Below are 15919 nucleotides of genomic sequence, written 5' to 3'. Positions count from 1 at the left end.
TTATTCTTTAATTAACGCGTCAATAATGCCGCCACCAAGACAAACTTCGCCATCATAAAACACAGCAGATTGTCCTGGGGTAACGGCACTCACTGGGAGGTCGAAACGAACGATAATGCGGCCTTCATCCAATATCTGTACTTGGCAAGCTACATCTTGCTGGCGATAACGGGTCTTAACGCTGATACGGGCACCATCGCTAGGACCTTTGCTATCGACCCAATGCAGTTGGTTGACTTCCATACCAACAGACATCAGACGCGGATGTTCATGGCCTTGGCCTATGATTAACACATTGCGCTCAACATCTTTATCGACCACATACCAAGGGTCATCATTGCTGTTTTTCATGCCGCCAATGCCTAAGCCTTTACGCTGGCCTAAGGTGTGGTACATCAAGCCTTCATGGCGACCAATGACTTCGCCTTCTGGGGTTTCGATATTGCCTGGTTGGGCTGGAAGGTAAGTCGCTAAAAAATCTTTAAACTTACGTTCACCGATAAAACAAATTCCCGTACTGTCTTTCTTATTGGCAGTAATTAGGCCTTGTTCTTCAGCGATACGGCGTACTTCAGGCTTTTCCAATTCCCCCACAGGGAATAAGCTGCGAGCGACTTGCTGCTCGTTTAAGGTATATAGGAAATAGCTTTGATCTTTATTGCCATCAACACCACGCAACATCTGGGTATGACCTTGGCTATCATGGCGGCGTACATAGTGACCCATGGCAATATAATCGGCATCAAGAATATCATCAGCAAACTCTAAGAATGCCTTAAATTTGATTTCTTTATTGCACATGATATCGGGATTAGGCGTACGACCTGCCTTATATTCTTGAAGAAAATATTCAAAAACATTGTCCCAATATTCAGCGGCAAAGTTGACGGTATGAAGCTTAATACCAAGTTTGTCACACACGGCCTGCGCATCTTTAAGATCGTCAGTGGCGGCGCAATAGTCATCGGTGTCGTCTTCTTCCCAGTTCTTCATAAACAGGCCTTCGACATCATAACCCTGTTGCTGCAGAAGATAGGCAGATACCGATGAGTCAACACCGCCGGACATACCGACAATGACTTTAAGGGGTTTTGTTGAAGTGCTTTCTGTCATGAAATCAAACCTGAAAAATAAATCAATAAACAAAGTTTAGTGGCATTAATCTTAGCGCTAGTGCTTACGTTTACGGTGAAACTTAAGCCTTATTGACTGGCGCAAATGAGTGGTTAAAGCCAATAAAAACGGTGGCGTATTCTAGCATGCTTTGCTGGCAACGGCTATTGCGCGCTGTTCTGATATCCGAGCTCAGTGTTCGGGCAATATCTTTGGCGCTAAGTGTTGGCTGTTAAACATGATGTGGACATAAGGATTAGACTAAGTCATCACAGTTAAGGAGCGATAAGTCGATGTGTTGCCCTTGGCGAAAATCATCGATGGATTTGAGTACTAAGGGACTACGCAGCTTATCCTTAAGTGCCACTATGCTGGCATAATCAAGCCAATGGGCGGCGCGAATTTGTGAGTCTTGCGGCGCAGGCACTGTCATCTCAGTGAGTTCAAGCGCAAAAGTAAAGCGCAAAAAAGCAAGTTCAGGACTGGCACTGAACTGATAAATACCGACTAAATGACTTGGACTAATCTTAAGCCCCGTTTCTTCAAACACTTCGCGGCAACAGGCCTGCTCGAGACTCTCATGAGCTTCAAGGTGGCCTGCGGGTTGATTAAATCGCTGCTCGCCATCAATTATTTCTTCTACGACTAAATAGTGCTGCTGGCAATAAATGACGCAGGCAACAGTCACATTGGGGCGATAGCGTTCTGTCATGAGTTAACCTTTAACGTTGGCATTAATGTTAATGCCCGCATCAGTGTCGTTATGAGTTAAGACGCGAAATTCGCCGTTAGCTAAATCCTGTAAATGATATTCACCAATGGCAGCTCGAATCAGCCTTAATGTCGGGAACCCTACGTGTGCCGTCATACGGCGCACTTGGCGGTTGCGACCTTCACAAATTTTAATTTCCAGCCATCGAGTGGGGATGGCTTTGCGCTCTCTCACCGCAGGTGTTCTTGGCCAGATATTGGGTTCTGCTATCAGCTTAACTTTGGCTGGTAAGGTCATGCCATCTTTAAGTTCAACGCCCTGACACAAAGCGTTAATCGCATCATCAGTAGGTTCACCTTCAACCTGTACCCAATAAGTTTTCCATGTTTTTTTATTGGGTTGGGTGAGTTTTGCCTGTAGTAGTCCATCATTGGTGAGTAATAACAAGCCTTCACTGTCTCTATCGAGTCGCCCGGCCGCATAGACATCAGCAATATCAATATAATCTTTTAATGTTTTTCGGCCGTTTTCATCGGTAAATTGGCAAAGTACATCAAAGGGTTTATTGAATAACACTATGATGGGATTGGCCGCTCGTGGCCGCCGCGGTTTTTTAGCAGTAGCGCGCGCTTTACCCACGTTGGTTGTCGTCAGGGATCGTTTAGTCGACTGAGTTGCGGGCTTATTGATGCGTTTTTTCCAAGAGTTTGAGACTGTCACTGCGATTTATCGTCATTCGGTTTGTTAATAGTTTACTTGTGATTGATGATGAGTGGAATTTGAATCTTGTCTTGAATGCTCTATGATGTGGGCTGTAATTGTGACTTTAGTTGATATTTAATGTTTTTTGTGAAGTAACGTCGGGCGGTTGGTTGGCAATGAATGCCAAACGTAAAGAAAGCTAACAAGTGCTTTATGTCGCCGCCCTCAGGAAATCATTATAATAAAGTAGGACGTAAAATGGACGTAACAAGACCGACAATCATCTATACCCAGACCGATGAAGCTCCAGCATTGGCGACATATTCATTACTCCCGATTATTCAATCGTTTGCTCATAAAGCCGGTGTTCACATTGAGACTCGCGATATTTCCTTATCTGGTCGGATTATTGCTAATTTTGCTGAGTATTTATCGCCAGAGCAGCAAATACCTGATGATTTAGCCCTGTTAGGAGAATTAGCGACGTTACCGCAAGCCAATATCATCAAGCTGCCCAACATCAGTGCTTCTGAACCACAATTAAAAGCCTGCATTAAAGAATTACAACAACAAGGCTATCAATTACCTAATTATCCTGATGATCCGCAAGATGCCAAGCAACAAGCCATCAAGAAAACCTATGACAAGATTAAAGGCAGTGCGGTTAATCCCGTATTGCGTGAAGGCAATTCCGACCGCCGCGCGCCTTTGTCTGTAAAAAATTATGCGCGCAAACATCCGCATAGCATGGGCGCTTGGCAATCAAGCTCTGCCACTCATGTGGCTCATATGCAGTCCGGCGATTTTTATGGCAGTGAGCAATCGGTTACGCTGACCAAGGATGATTCAGTTTCAATTATTTTTGAACACCAAGGTAAGCAGCAACCCTTGCGTGCGCCAGTAAAGGTGCTTGCTGGCGAAATCATTGATGCCGCGGTGATGAGTAAGCGTGAGTTAATCGCGTTTTATCAGCAAGAAATCGCCAAGGCTAAAGAGCAAGATGTGTTGTTATCTTTGCATCTTAAAGCGACCATGATGAAAGTATCTGACCCAATATTCTTTGGTCATGCGGTGTCGGTATTTTATCAAGAGGTACTGACCAAGTACGCCGGTGTGATTGAGCAGCTTGGCGTTGATGTTAACAACGGTATTGGTGACTTATATAGCAAGTTAGAAACCTTAGACACAGAAACCAAAAACGCTATTTTGACCGATTTAGCTGAGGTTTATCGCAAGCAGCCTGCGCTAGCAATGGTTAATTCCGATAAAGGTATTACCAACTTGCATGTACCTAGTGATGTGATTATCGATGCCTCTATGCCAGCGATGATCCGCACTTCTGGTCAAATGTGGGGCCCTGATGGTCAACCAAAAGACACTAAAGCTATGGTCCCAGATCGCTGCTATGCCGGTGTTTATCAAGCCACCATAGATTTTTGTAAGCAGCATGGCGCCTTTGATCCGCGCACTATGGGCAGTGTGCCAAACGTGGGCTTAATGGCACAAAAAGCGGAAGAATATGGTAGCCATGATAAAACCTTTGAAATGCAATCAGCGGGTGTGGTTAAAGTGATTGATAGTCAAGGGCAAGTGCTTATGCAGCATAGTGTTGACACTGGTGATGTATGGCGCATGTGTCAGGTAAAAGATGCTCCTATTCGCGATTGGGTAAAACTTGCGGTTAACCGTGCGCGCTTGTCACACACTCCCGCGATTTTCTGGTTAGACAGCGAACGCGCTCATGATAGTCAGTTGATTGTAAAGGTTGAAAAATACCTTAAAGAGCACGACACCAAAGGGCTAGATATCCAAATTCTAGCGCCAGTGGCGGCGACTTTGCAGACCTTAGCACGAATTAGAGAGGGTTTAGACACCATTTCAGTTACTGGCAACGTGTTACGTGACTATCTCACCGATTTGTTCCCCATTTTAGAACTAGGCACCAGTGCTAAAATGCTGTCTATTGTGCCGTTAATGAATGGTGGTGGTCTGTTTGAAACTGGTGCTGGTGGCAGCGCGCCTAAACATGTTGAGCAGTTAGTGCAAGACAACCATTTACGCTGGGATTCGCTCGGTGAGTTTTTAGCGTTAGCAGCCTCATTAGAGCATTTAGGTCAAACCACAGATAACCCTTCGGCGCTGATTATGGCAAAAGCGCTCGACATAGCTATCGGCCGCTTCCTTGAACAAAATAAGTCACCTACGCGCAGAGTCGGTGATATTGATAATCGCGGCAGTCATTTTTATCTTGCTATGTATTGGGCGCAGGCCATGGCTCAACAAACGGATGATACTGATTTAGCCAGTGATTTTAATGTGTTAAGCCAAGCGTTATTGGATAATGAAGTGGCGATTGTTGAGCAGCTTAATAGTGTTCAGGGCAAAGCCGTAGATTTAGGGGGTTATTATCGTCTTGATGATAATAAAGCCAATGCTGTGATGCGCCCTAGTGCTATTCTCAATCAACTATTATCTATTTGATTGATTTAAAATAATAAAAAAGGCAGGGACAACCTGCCTTTTTTATCTGTTCATTCCTCAGTGAAGAGGAAGCACCTATGCTTATAATACAGGTGATATTGCTGAAGCATGCATGCCTTTTGGGCCTTGCTCCACTTCAAACTCAACCGGTTGGCCTGCTTTTAGAGTTCTATAGCCTTCCATAGTGATTGTTGAGTAATGCGCAAATACATCTTCACCGCCTGCGTCCGGACAAATAAACCCGAATCCTTTGGCGTTGTTGAACCATTTAACAGTTCCGCTAGCCATACTTCCACTTCCTTCTATTGTCTACTTCCCAGTAAAATAGTAAAACCTAGTAAGCGGTTCCTTTTTCTCCGCCTAAGTAACAGAATGAAAGCAGGCCTGTTGGATGTCAAGCGAAAGTTAACAATTGAATAACAATTGTTTTATTTCTATTTATCAATTGGTCGCAACCAATTTTAGAGGCTAATATTGCAATATGGGAAAAGTTGGAAATATTGAAAAGCTTCAGGAACTTCAAATAGCTGAAGTTACACCACCTTCTATGTATTTGGTGATCCTGAATAATGATGATTACACCCCAATGGATTTTGTCATTGAGGTGTTGAAGTTGTTTTTTAACCTAACTGATGAAAAAGCGACAGATATTATGCTGACAGTTCATCACCAAGGGAAAGCAGTCTGTGGTATGTATCCTTTTGATATTGCGGAGACTAAAGTGATGCAAGTAAATCAATTTGCCAGAGAGAATGATCATCCGTTACTGTGTTCTTTTGAGAAAGCGTAAATCTGGTAGTCAACCGCACAAGTCTTGGCATTTTTTTAGGGGGTGCGTATGCTGAACAAAGATCTTGAAGTCACCTTAAACCTGGCGTTTCAGCAAGCCAGAGATGCGCGTCATGAGTATATGACCGTAGAGCATTTGTTGCTGGCATTAATTGATAATCCAGCTGCTCAAGAAGCTTTAGTCGCTTGTGGTGCTAAGCTTGATAAGTTGCGTCTCGATGTAGAGCAATTTATCCAACAAACCACTCCTCTGATCCCGCAATCAGATACAGAAGGGCGCGAAACTCAACCAACGCTCGGTTTTCAGCGGGTACTGCAACGTGCAGTATTTCATGTGCAATCTTCTGGTCGACAAGAAGTGACTGGTGCTAACGTATTAGTCGCCATTTTTTCTGAACAAGAATCACAAGCCGTTTATCTTTTACGTCGCAGCGATATCAGTCGTCTGGATGTAGTCAATTTCCTATCTCATGGCTTTAACAAGCAAGATGAAAACATGAATTTTGATGAAGAACCTGCCAGTGAAGAAAAATCGGAAGAGTCTGAAGATAACAGTATGTTGTCGCAGTTTACTAGCAATCTGAATGCAGCGGTGTTAGCGGGTAGTATCGATCCCTTGATTGGTCGCGATCTGGAAATTGAACGCACGATTCAAATTTTATGCCGCCGCCGTAAAAATAATCCACTGTTAGTGGGTGAAGCCGGAGTGGGTAAAACGGCGATTGCTGAGGGCTTGGCGTATCAGATAGTCAATAAGAACGTGCCAGATATTATGGCAAAGGCTACTGTGTATTCGCTAGATCTTGGTGCGTTACTCGCGGGTACCAAGTACCGCGGTGATTTTGAAAAACGCTTTAAAAGTTTATTAAAAGAATTAATGGCTGATAAACATGCCATTTTATTTATCGACGAAATTCATACCATTATAGGTGCAGGGGCCGCATCTGGTGGCGTAATGGATGCCTCTAATTTACTTAAACCGTTGTTATCTGGTGGTAAACTTCGCTGTATGGGCTCGACCACTTTTCAGGAATATCAAAGTATTTTTGAAAAGGATAGGGCTCTAGCTAGACGTTTCCAAAAAATTGATGTTAATGAACCAAGCATTAGTGAAACCACGCGGATTTTACAAGGCCTTAAAAGTAAGTATGAAGAGCATCATGGTGTGCGTTATACCCACGCCGCGTTGGTAAGTGCCGCGACCTTATCAGCTAAGCATATTAATGACCGTCACTTACCGGACAAAGCCATTGATGTGATAGATGAAGCGGGCGCTAGAATGGTGATGCTGCCATTGAGTAAACGTAAGAAAACGATTGGGCAGGCTGAGATTGAATATATTATTTCGCGCATGGCCAGAATTCCTGAAAAATCGGTTTCAATGTCTGATAAAGAAATGCTGAAGAATCTTGAGCGAAATCTTAAGATGGTAGTATTTGGTCAAGATAAGGCGATTGAAACGTTAAGTGCTTCTATTCGTCTCTCTCGCAGCGGTTTAGGTCACGAAAATAAACCTGTCGGCAGCTTCTTATTTGCCGGTCCCACAGGCGTTGGTAAGACGGAAGTCACCAATCAGTTAGGCAAGTGCTTAAATCTGAAGGTTATCCGTTTTGATATGTCAGAATATATGGAATCCCATGCGGTATCACGCTTGATAGGTGCGCCTCCTGGTTATGTTGGCTTTGATCAAGGTGGTTTGCTTACTGATGCCGTGATCAAGAATCCTCATTGTGTGATTTTGCTCGATGAAATTGAAAAGGCACACCCGGATATTTATAACCTGCTATTACAGGTAATGGATCACGGTAAGCTGACTGATAATAACGGTCGCAAAGCTGATTTTAGGCATGTGACAGTCGTCATGACCACTAACGCAGGCGTGCACGAAACCATTCGTAAGTCCATTGGTTTCCAGCAACAAGATCACACTTTAGATGCGATGACTGAAATTAACCGGGTCTTTTCACCGGAATTTAGAAATAGACTCGATGCGATAGTGTGGTTTAACCATCTCGATATGGCCATCATAGCTAAAGTCGTTGATAAGTTTTTAGTGGAGTTGCAAGCACAGCTTGATGATAAACGTGTGACACTGGAAGTAACCGATGAAGCCAGAACTCTGTTAGCTGAAAAGGGTTACGATAAGACCATGGGAGCTCGTCCAATGGCTCGTGTGGTCACTGAATTAATCAAGCGCCCATTAGCGGATGAGATTTTATTCGGTTCATTAGAGACCGGTGGCACCGCGTTTGTAGATGCCATCAATGGTGAGATTGTAGTAAAAGTCGAAGCCTTAGTCCCGGCATAAGTTTTAGCATATGTCCCTGTATGGGCAATAGTTAGTTCACGAGTAAATACCTAGCTAATATTATAGGTAATAAAAAAGGTCGCTTCGGCGACCTTTTTTTATGACAGCGTATTTTAACAACTGTTTTACCAACCTGCTGATGCAATAAAAAAACCCGGTTTTACCGGGTTTAACAATACGATATTTCGCAGGCGTGGCGTAGAAATTAACGTGCGCGGAAGACGATACGACCTTTGCTCAGATCATATGGAGTCAACTGAACGGTAACTTTGTCGCCGGTCAGGATGCGGATGTAGTTTTTGCGCATTTTGCCTGAAATGTGTGCGGTCACAACATGACCATTTTCCAGTTCTACGCGGAACATTGTATTTGGCAAGGTCTCCAAAATGGTGCCTTGCATCTCAATGTTGTCTTCTTTCGCCATTAATTAATTGTCCCATAGCCTTCGAATATTAAAAACGGGCGTATCATGCCGCAAAAAGCCGCTGCTGTAAAGCGCTGCGTGAGCAGGAGAAGCCACTTGTGGCTCTCGTCGGAACATCAGATTTCTGCCGACGTCACCCATCCCTGTGTTGTCAGTATTTCATACGGACGGAATTGGCGTTTATAGCACATTTTGCGGTTAGCATCTATCTGGTAACCCAAATAAACGTAATCTTTTGCTAACTGTTTGGCTATGGCTAACTGTTTTAATATTAATAAATTTCCTGGAGATAAGGCTTCATAATCAGGATCGAAGTAGCTGTAAACCGCTGATAAACTATTCATAGTGCAATCAGTCACTGCGACCCCGATTAATTTGTCACCGTCATAGAGTTCAATGTATAACTGCTCTAACCAATTGCAGATTAAAAAATCCTGATATTGCTCCAGGCTTGGAGGGAACATGGCACCATCTGCATGGCGTAAGCGGATGTATTTTTCATAGCGTGAATAATGATCATCACAGGGGGTATGCTTGATTTGCCAACTAAGGTGACTGCCTTTACGGGCATTACGTTTCTGTCTCGATGATGGCGTAAATTGTTGACTATTGATTCGTATGGGTTGGCATGCGGAGCATTGAGGGCACCTTGGTTGATAGATAGATTGACCGCTGCGCCTAAAGCCTAGCGCCATCAAACGTTCATACAATTGTGGGGTGACAGACTGCTGGATAACTAATAATTGCTCTTGTTGGCTCGCTAGGTAGCTGCAGGGAAAGATTTGGCTTATTCCTATGGGAACAGTCATGGTTTCAGAGTTCAAGAGTAATCTCCTGCGGTTGCCAGCATTCTGCAGATATAGTGGTTTGCCTTAATCTATACAGTTGCTGCAAGAATTCGGAGCGTTTAATCGTTATTGCCCCTAAGGATTGCAGATGTGGGTTCATTACTTGCGCATCTATTAATTGGCAGTTAAAGCGCAATAGATGTTGTTGCAGCATGATTAAAGCGGCTTTTGAGGCGTTGGTTTCAGTATGAAACATAGATTCACCACAAAAAACTTGCCCGATATTAATCCCATAAAGACCACCAATTAATCTGTCTTGCTGCCAGACCTCAAATGAATGTGCACGTCCTTGATGATGCAATTGCTCATAAGCTGAAATAATCTGCTCACTTATCCAAGTGCCAGCCTGCTGAGCTCTTGGGGCTGCGCATGCGTTGATGACATCACTGAAGCTATGGTTGATGGTAAAACGCCAGGATTGTTTTTTGAGGGATTTTTTTAAACTGGCACTAATATGTATCTCGCCGGGGATAAAAATGGCTCTGGGATCGGGAGACCACCACAGGATAGGATCATCTTGATTGAACCAAGGGAAAATGCCATGGTAATAGGCGCTAAGTAAACGTTGGCAACTTAAATCTCCTCCGATAGCTAGCAAACCATTAGGTTCAGTTAATGCCTGCTCTGGAGAAGGGAAAGAGCTTAATTGATGATCAAGATAAGACAGGGTGTTCACTATTAGGTCTGCGAGCCTTGGTGACTTTATTATAAATTAGCGGAAATTAGCTTATGTTGAAACCTAGAATGTTCATTCTTTTAGTTTTATGGATGAGTTTTGCAGCATTTGGGCAAAGTGTGTACCAAAGGGATCAAGCCCTCCCAGTCAATAAAGTTGTTTACGGTGATATTCAATCTAAACGATTGATAACGCAAAGTGAGCTGGTGGAAGATAGTCACTTAGGCTGGAAAACCTTTGGTGGCGCGTTATTAGGTGGTGTGATTGGTCATCAATTTGGCGGTGGTAGCGGACAAGATGTGGCGACTGTGTTAGGAGCATTGATTGGAGGCGGTTTAGCCAATCAGCAAAATCAATCTTATACCGTCTCTTATCAGCTAATTGAATTACTTATTAAGCAAGATGATGGTCAAGAAGTGATGGTCATTCAGACTCCTGATCCTGCAATGCCATTGGCTACTGGTGATAGAGTGAGAGTCGTGTATTTTCCATCCTCTGTGCGTGTGGATATCGCAATGTAATGTGCACTTTGCCAAGAGAATAATCTTGCATGGAGGCCATTGATGCTGGCTATATTAATGGTTTCTTTCTATGAAACCTGGGTCCTAGGCGATTGTGGATTTATGGATAGCGGCATTTTCCAGTCAAATATTCAATAGTGGCAGGTGTGGGCTTGACTGATGAATAATGAAACCTAGGCGTTTTATTAGTACACTAAGCTTAATGTTATTAAGGTTTATCACTATGAATCGTCAAGAGTTACTGGATCACTTACAAGACTTCCTCAGCGTCAGCAATTATCAAGATTACGCGCCTAACGGTTTGCAAATCGAGGGTAAGGCGACAATTTCAAAAATCGTTACTGGTGTGACGGCATGCCAAGCGTTAATTGACGCAGCGATTGCTGAAAAGGCCGATGCGATTTTGGTCCACCATGGTTTTTTTTGGAAAGGCGAAGACCCGTGTATTGTTGGCATTAAACAAAAGCGCATACAAGGTCTGTTAAATAACAATATCAATTTATTAGCTTATCATTTGCCATTAGATGGTCATGCCACTTTGGGTAACAATGCAAGACTTGGGCAAGTGTTAGGTTTAACTAATATGGCGGCAATTAGTGGTGTTGCTCAGGGATTAGTGTGGAAAGGTGAATTGCCAAGTGCAATGTCTGCGGTCGCCTTTGGTGAGCATATTAGCGAGCGGTTAGCTAGAGCACCACTTGTGCTTGGTGATCATCAAAAAGCGATGAAAACAGTCGCTTGGTGCACTGGCGGCGCGCAAGATTATATTGATATCGCGGCACGTTTTGGCGTTGATGCATTCATCAGTGGTGAAGCATCTGAGCGCACCTTCCACACCGCCAATGAGCTCGATATCGTCTATTTTGGTGCGGGCCATCATGCCACTGAGCGCTATGGCATTGAGGCCTTAGGCGAGCATTTAGCCGCTACCTTTGGTCTTGAACATGTCTTTATTGATATTAACAACCCAGTCTAATCCATAGGCTTTCACTTCGATTGTCAGTCATCTTGGCACTGATTATGACCTTGATGATAGCAACTCGGTTGGCGAGGGCAGACATTCCCCCTGGAACAGATTAATTTTGCAGGGGTATTTATGCCCCTTTCTATCCAGTTTATATTGAGTATCTTAGCCACTGAGGTGAGTTTGCGTTTGATGGTGGCAGGTATGACACTCTCGCCACCACGTTCAACACATAAGCGCTGTAATTCTGCGGCCATCTCTTGGCTATCACCCGATTGCGCATCGATGGCAGGGTTTAAATCAATGCCAGCGCACAATACGTGCTGATTTCCCACCATGTCTTGTACCCGTAATGACTCACAGCAATAAATTCTTGGTTTATCATCAACATTTAAAATAGAAATTTGGGCGCTTGAGCCTTTAGCTTCGGCGTTAATCATTCTAAACACTGCCCAGTGTTGGCAAGGATCGGCAACCTCTCGCATATTACCCCAAGGGAGCGGGATCCCATTGCCACGATACACAGCTTTTAATTTCCCAGGTGCATAAGCATCAAAATAATGCCAGTGAGGGTAAGGTGAGGCCACCGTCATTCGCCGCATGGCAACAGACGCTGAAACACCGATTTTTTCATGGATATTAATTTCATAGCCATGACGGTCTAGTAACTGGCGATAGGGTACTTTCGGGCATAATAATGCGCCAGCAAAGAAGCTCGATTCAAAATCTCGCCATGCTTGTAAAATGTCTTGAGCGTTAGGAGTCAATGAGGTTTGGCTATCATCATCTTCAAGTAAGTGGTTACGGCCTACATATAATACGCTTGGACTCGATTCATTGTTATGTAACACCCTATGACCAATATGTACGGCTAAATCGTATTTAAGGCGGGTTGGAAACTGTTTTAATAAAGGATTGATACATAAGGTATGAGGCGGATCAAAATAAGAGGTCATTATCTGTTGTGACCGTAGGCCTAACTCATTGCCTAATGACTGCGAGGCATGCTCAATCCAACGAATGTAAAGTCCTTGGGCGATACAGAGCGAAAATAACTCATCAACACTTAATCCTAAATTTTTAAGTCCTATGGATTCAGCCGCTCTTTCAATATCGGGAAAGTGATTTTGATTGTGCTCTTGATGGGCACGAATTAATAGATGTGCAAATTGGCGCCCACTAATACCTGTCTGCGATAACATTTCTGGAATAGCGATTTGTAGAATGTCTTGTGAAAATAAAAAACTAGGCTCTAATGCCATGCCTGTAATACCACCTTTGCGACCCTTGTTAGGCGTGATGTCGCTGGTTTGCGGCATATCATCTAAAAACCAATGGATATCTTTTTGAAAGACGGTGGCTATCACTTCAAGCATAGCGTTGCTAGGTACTCGTTTACCGCGCTCAATCATAGACAGATAAGACACTGAAGGCGCTGCATTGGGGTTAACGCGGATACAGCGAGATGATAAGTCCTCTATGGTCAGGTGATTGCGCTTACGTAAGTTACGAATTTTAGTCCCTAAGAAATGTGACTGACGAATCAAGCTGGTAGATGTCTTCATTTGTAAAATTCACATTGTAAAATTTTTATTGTGAAATTGTAGCGAAATTTGGCGTAGACTTCAAATTAAGCAAGCAAAAGCTCGTGTAACAATAAAATCTGGCAACTTAAGGTGAGGATATGGTCATGATAACAACAATAACTTCAGAACAAACGCAATCAAGAGTTTCATCGCGCAGCGGTCAAGCCATGTCGGTAACCTCGCAAGATAAACTTGCTCAAGCTAAGGCCTTTTTAGATGTTCATTGTCCATTAACTCGCTCAAGTCATCAGCAGGTCGTTAGCTACTTAGTTTACTATCAACACCTGTTGGCTTGTTTTGCAGACGGTAGTCACTGTGGTTTAGTCGCGCCGCAACAATTTGTAGCATTATGCGGTCATAAAGAAGCGCCTAGTGCGATTTTATTAAAAACCGGTGCCGTGCATGTTGAATTAAGTTTTGATAGTGCAGGCTTAGTGGGACAGAGCGATCTTGCTAACATCGAAGATATTCAGCTACAAACTCGAGTCGGTGAGGGCTGTGATATTTGGGTGAGCTTATTACATGGACAAACTCAGACCAAAGGTATTAAACCGAGTGCCAAGCAATACACGGCCAAAGATGGCGAAGATTATTGTTTGGTATAACAGCTAATTTTCTTAAACATGGATGTTTGCCAGAAACTCATGGTTTAAGAGACGAAAAAAATGCCAGTCGTGATGACTGGCATTGTTGTTTTTTACATTAGGATGTTAAACGGTTAGCGTCAAAGCCTATGTAAAAGCCTTGATTGGCTTTACTTCACTTTCATGCCAGGTTCTGCGCCTTCATGGGGCTCTAAGATCCATAAATCTTGGCCACCTGGGCCTGCGGCCAACACCATGCCTTCAGATAAACCAAAGCGCATTTTTCTTGGTGCTAAATTGGCGACCATGACGGTCAGCTTGCCTTCAAGATCTTCTGGAGCATAAGCGGATTTAATGCCAGCAAATACTTGGCGAACTTCACCACCAATATCTAACTGTAAACGCAGTAATTTATCAGCTTCAGCGACATGTTCAGCTTTGACAATGCGCGCAATGCGTAAATCAACCTTGGCAAACTCATCAAAACTGATGGTTGGCGCAATCGGATCATCAATCAAAGGACCGGTGGCTGGTGCCTGTGGCTGTAAGTTTTCTTGTGAGGCTTCAACCATAGCTGCGATTTTTTCAAGATCAACGCGCTGCATCATAGCTTTAAAAGTCTTAATTTCATGACCCGCTAAGTCGGCATTAAGGTTATCCCAACGCAGTTCAAGGTTCATAAAGTCTGCAACGTCAGCCGCTAAGCGTGGTAATACAGGTTTGAGATAAGTCACTAAGATACGGAACAAGTTCAGTGCATTAGAACATACTTGATGAGCTTGTTGCTGCTGATCCTCTTGCTTGACTAATTGCCATGGCGCGGCATCGGCAACATAAGCATTGGCTATGTCAGCTAATGCCATGATTTCACGCATGGCTTTACCGTACTCACGACCTTCATAGAATTCAGCAATAGTTTCTTGTTTAGCTAAAAACTCATTGGTGAGTGACATATCGCTGATGGCGGCTAATTTGCTATCAAAGCGCTTAGTCACAAAGCCTGCGGTACGAGAGGCTAAGTTAACTAGTTTACCCACTAGATCTGAATTGACACGCTGAGCAAAATCTTCAAGATTTAAATCAAGGTCATCGATGCGATTAGACAGTTTTGCTGCGTAGTAATAACGCAAAAACTCTGGGTCTAAATGATCTAAATAAGTACGCGCCTTAATAAAGGTGCCCTTAGATTTAGACATTTTAGCGCCGTTAACTGTGACATAACCATGAGCAAATACACTGTTAGGCTTACGTAAGCCAGCGCCTTCTAACATGGCAGGCCAGAATAAGCTGTGGAAGTAAACAATGTCTTTACCGATGAAATGATACACTTCAGCCGTTGAATCTTTTGCCCAAAAGTCATCAAAGTTTATGTCGTTACGTTTATTACAGTAGTTTTTGAATGAGCCCATGTAGCCTATTGGGGCATCCAACCACACATAAAAATACTTACCCGGCGCATCTGGGATTTCAAAGCCGAAATAAGGCGCATCACGAGTGATGTCCCATTGTTGTAATCCTTGCTCAAACCATTCGTTGAGCTTATTGGCCATTTCAGTTTGCAGTGAACCTGAGTGAGTCCATTCTTTCAACATGCCTTCAAAGGCTGGCAAGTCAAAGAAGAAATGTTCCGTCTCTTTAAGGACTGGAGTCGCACCTGAAACCACTGACTTAGGGTTGATCATTTCAGTCGGATTATAAGTGGCGCCACAAACTTCACAGTTATCGCCATACTGATCTTCTGCGCGACACTTAGGGCAAGTACCCTTAACAAAGCGGTCTGGCAGGAACATCAATTTTTCGGGATCAAATAACTGAGAAATGGTGCGACTTTTGATATAACCATTGTCACGCAGCTTAATATAGATTTCACTGGCTAATTCACGGTTCTCAGGGCTATGAGTGCTGTGATAGTTATCAAAAGCGATATTAAAATCAGCAAAATCTTGCATGTGTTCTTGTTGAACTTGAGCAATCATTTCTTCAGGCTCAATACCCAGTTGTTGGGCTTTGAGCATAATTGGCGTGCCGTGGGCATCGTCAGCACAAATATAATGACACTCATGGCCGCGCATTTTTTGGAAACGAGACCAAATATCGGTCTGAACATATTCCAGCATATGACCTAAGTGAATTGGACCATTGGCATAAGGTAATGCACTGGTCACTAAAATCTTACGGGTTGAATTTGCCATCTTGTCTTAAAACTCAGCT

At 43.5% G+C, this 15919-nt stretch carries 15 protein-coding genes; 6 read left to right on the top strand and 9 right to left on the bottom strand.

What is annotated here, in order from left to right:
• The 3 genes from mnmA to FJQ87_RS11950 form a co-directional block, all read right to left on the bottom strand.
• Positions 1-1113, bottom strand: coding sequence for a tRNA 2-thiouridine(34) synthase MnmA (mnmA, locus tag FJQ87_RS11960; RefSeq protein WP_140932822.1), 1113 nt, complete (start codon positions 1111-1113; stop codon positions 1-3).
• A gap of 256 nt (positions 1114-1369) precedes the next feature.
• Entirely contained in the window at positions 1370-1825 is a 456-nt protein-coding gene (locus FJQ87_RS11955) for an NUDIX hydrolase (RefSeq protein ID WP_140932821.1), read from the bottom strand.
• Positions 1826-1828: 3 nt separating this feature from the next.
• Complete coding sequence (locus FJQ87_RS11950; RefSeq protein ID WP_240778920.1) at positions 1829-2464, bottom strand: pseudouridine synthase; 636 nt, start codon at positions 2462-2464, stop codon at positions 1829-1831.
• 321 nt (positions 2465-2785) lie between these two features.
• Here FJQ87_RS11950 and FJQ87_RS11945 point away from each other — a divergent pair, with 321 nt between their 5' ends.
• Complete coding sequence (locus FJQ87_RS11945) at positions 2786-5008, top strand: NADP-dependent isocitrate dehydrogenase (RefSeq protein ID WP_140932820.1); 2223 nt, start codon at positions 2786-2788, stop codon at positions 5006-5008.
• Positions 5009-5089: 81 nt separating this feature from the next.
• On the opposite strand, the gene cspD is transcribed toward FJQ87_RS11945, so the two are convergent.
• Complete coding sequence (gene cspD, locus FJQ87_RS11940) at positions 5090-5296, bottom strand: cold shock domain-containing protein CspD (RefSeq protein WP_140932819.1); 207 nt, start codon at positions 5294-5296, stop codon at positions 5090-5092.
• A gap of 193 nt (positions 5297-5489) precedes the next feature.
• Here cspD and clpS point away from each other — a divergent pair, with 193 nt between their 5' ends.
• Both clpS and clpA read left to right on the top strand, forming a co-directional pair.
• Complete coding sequence (clpS, locus tag FJQ87_RS11935; RefSeq protein WP_140932818.1) at positions 5490-5798, top strand: ATP-dependent Clp protease adapter ClpS; 309 nt, start codon at positions 5490-5492, stop codon at positions 5796-5798.
• A gap of 48 nt (positions 5799-5846) precedes the next feature.
• On the top strand, positions 5847-8105 hold the full coding sequence (clpA, locus tag FJQ87_RS11930) for an ATP-dependent Clp protease ATP-binding subunit ClpA (RefSeq protein WP_140932817.1): 2259 nt from the start codon (positions 5847-5849) through the stop codon (positions 8103-8105).
• 205 nt (positions 8106-8310) lie between these two features.
• On the opposite strand, the gene infA is transcribed toward clpA, so the two are convergent.
• The 3 genes from infA to aat all read right to left on the bottom strand — a co-directional run bounded on the left by infA (position 8311) and on the right by aat (position 10053).
• A complete protein-coding gene (gene infA / locus FJQ87_RS11925; RefSeq protein WP_026959988.1) occupies positions 8311-8529 on the bottom strand; it encodes a translation initiation factor IF-1 in 219 nt (72 codons plus the stop codon).
• A 116-nt stretch (positions 8530-8645) separates the two neighbouring features.
• A complete protein-coding gene (locus tag FJQ87_RS11920) occupies positions 8646-9353 on the bottom strand; it encodes an arginyltransferase (RefSeq protein ID WP_168195188.1) in 708 nt (235 codons plus the stop codon).
• Positions 9343-10053: a leucyl/phenylalanyl-tRNA--protein transferase gene (gene aat, locus FJQ87_RS11915; protein WP_140932816.1), complete on the bottom strand. Its 711-nt coding sequence runs from the start codon at positions 10051-10053 to the stop codon at positions 9343-9345. Before aat ends, FJQ87_RS11920 begins: the two co-directional genes overlap by 11 nt.
• A 68-nt stretch (positions 10054-10121) precedes the next feature.
• Here aat and FJQ87_RS11910 point away from each other — a divergent pair, with 68 nt between their 5' ends.
• Together FJQ87_RS11910 and FJQ87_RS11905 are read left to right on the top strand one after the other, a co-directional pair.
• The gene (locus FJQ87_RS11910; protein WP_240778919.1) at positions 10122-10574 is read left to right on the top strand and encodes a glycine zipper 2TM domain-containing protein; all 453 of its coding nucleotides are present in this window, start codon (positions 10122-10124) and stop codon (positions 10572-10574) included.
• 223 nt (positions 10575-10797) lie between these two features.
• On the top strand, positions 10798-11550 hold the full coding sequence (locus FJQ87_RS11905; RefSeq protein WP_140932814.1) for a Nif3-like dinuclear metal center hexameric protein: 753 nt from the start codon (positions 10798-10800) through the stop codon (positions 11548-11550).
• Between the two features lie 23 nt (positions 11551-11573).
• On the opposite strand, the gene FJQ87_RS11900 is transcribed toward FJQ87_RS11905, so the two are convergent.
• On the bottom strand, positions 11574-13103 hold the full coding sequence (locus FJQ87_RS11900; RefSeq protein ID WP_140932813.1) for a DUF3612 domain-containing protein: 1530 nt from the start codon (positions 13101-13103) through the stop codon (positions 11574-11576).
• 125 nt (positions 13104-13228) lie between these two features.
• On the opposite strand from FJQ87_RS11900, the gene FJQ87_RS11895 reads away from it, so the two are divergent.
• Positions 13229-13729 (top strand): malate synthase, encoded by a 501-nt coding sequence (locus FJQ87_RS11895; protein WP_240778711.1) that lies wholly within the window; start codon positions 13229-13231, stop codon positions 13727-13729.
• A 149-nt stretch (positions 13730-13878) separates the two neighbouring features.
• On the opposite strand, the gene metG is transcribed toward FJQ87_RS11895, so the two are convergent.
• Complete coding sequence (gene metG, locus FJQ87_RS11890) at positions 13879-15900, bottom strand: methionine--tRNA ligase (protein WP_140932812.1); 2022 nt, start codon at positions 15898-15900, stop codon at positions 13879-13881.
• Positions 15901-15919 lie beyond the last annotated feature (19 nt).

This window comes from Shewanella sp. SNU WT4, assembly GCF_006494715.1.
Taxonomy (GTDB): domain Bacteria; phylum Pseudomonadota; class Gammaproteobacteria; order Enterobacterales; family Shewanellaceae; genus Shewanella.
This window is presented reverse-complemented; position numbering and strand designations above follow the sequence as displayed.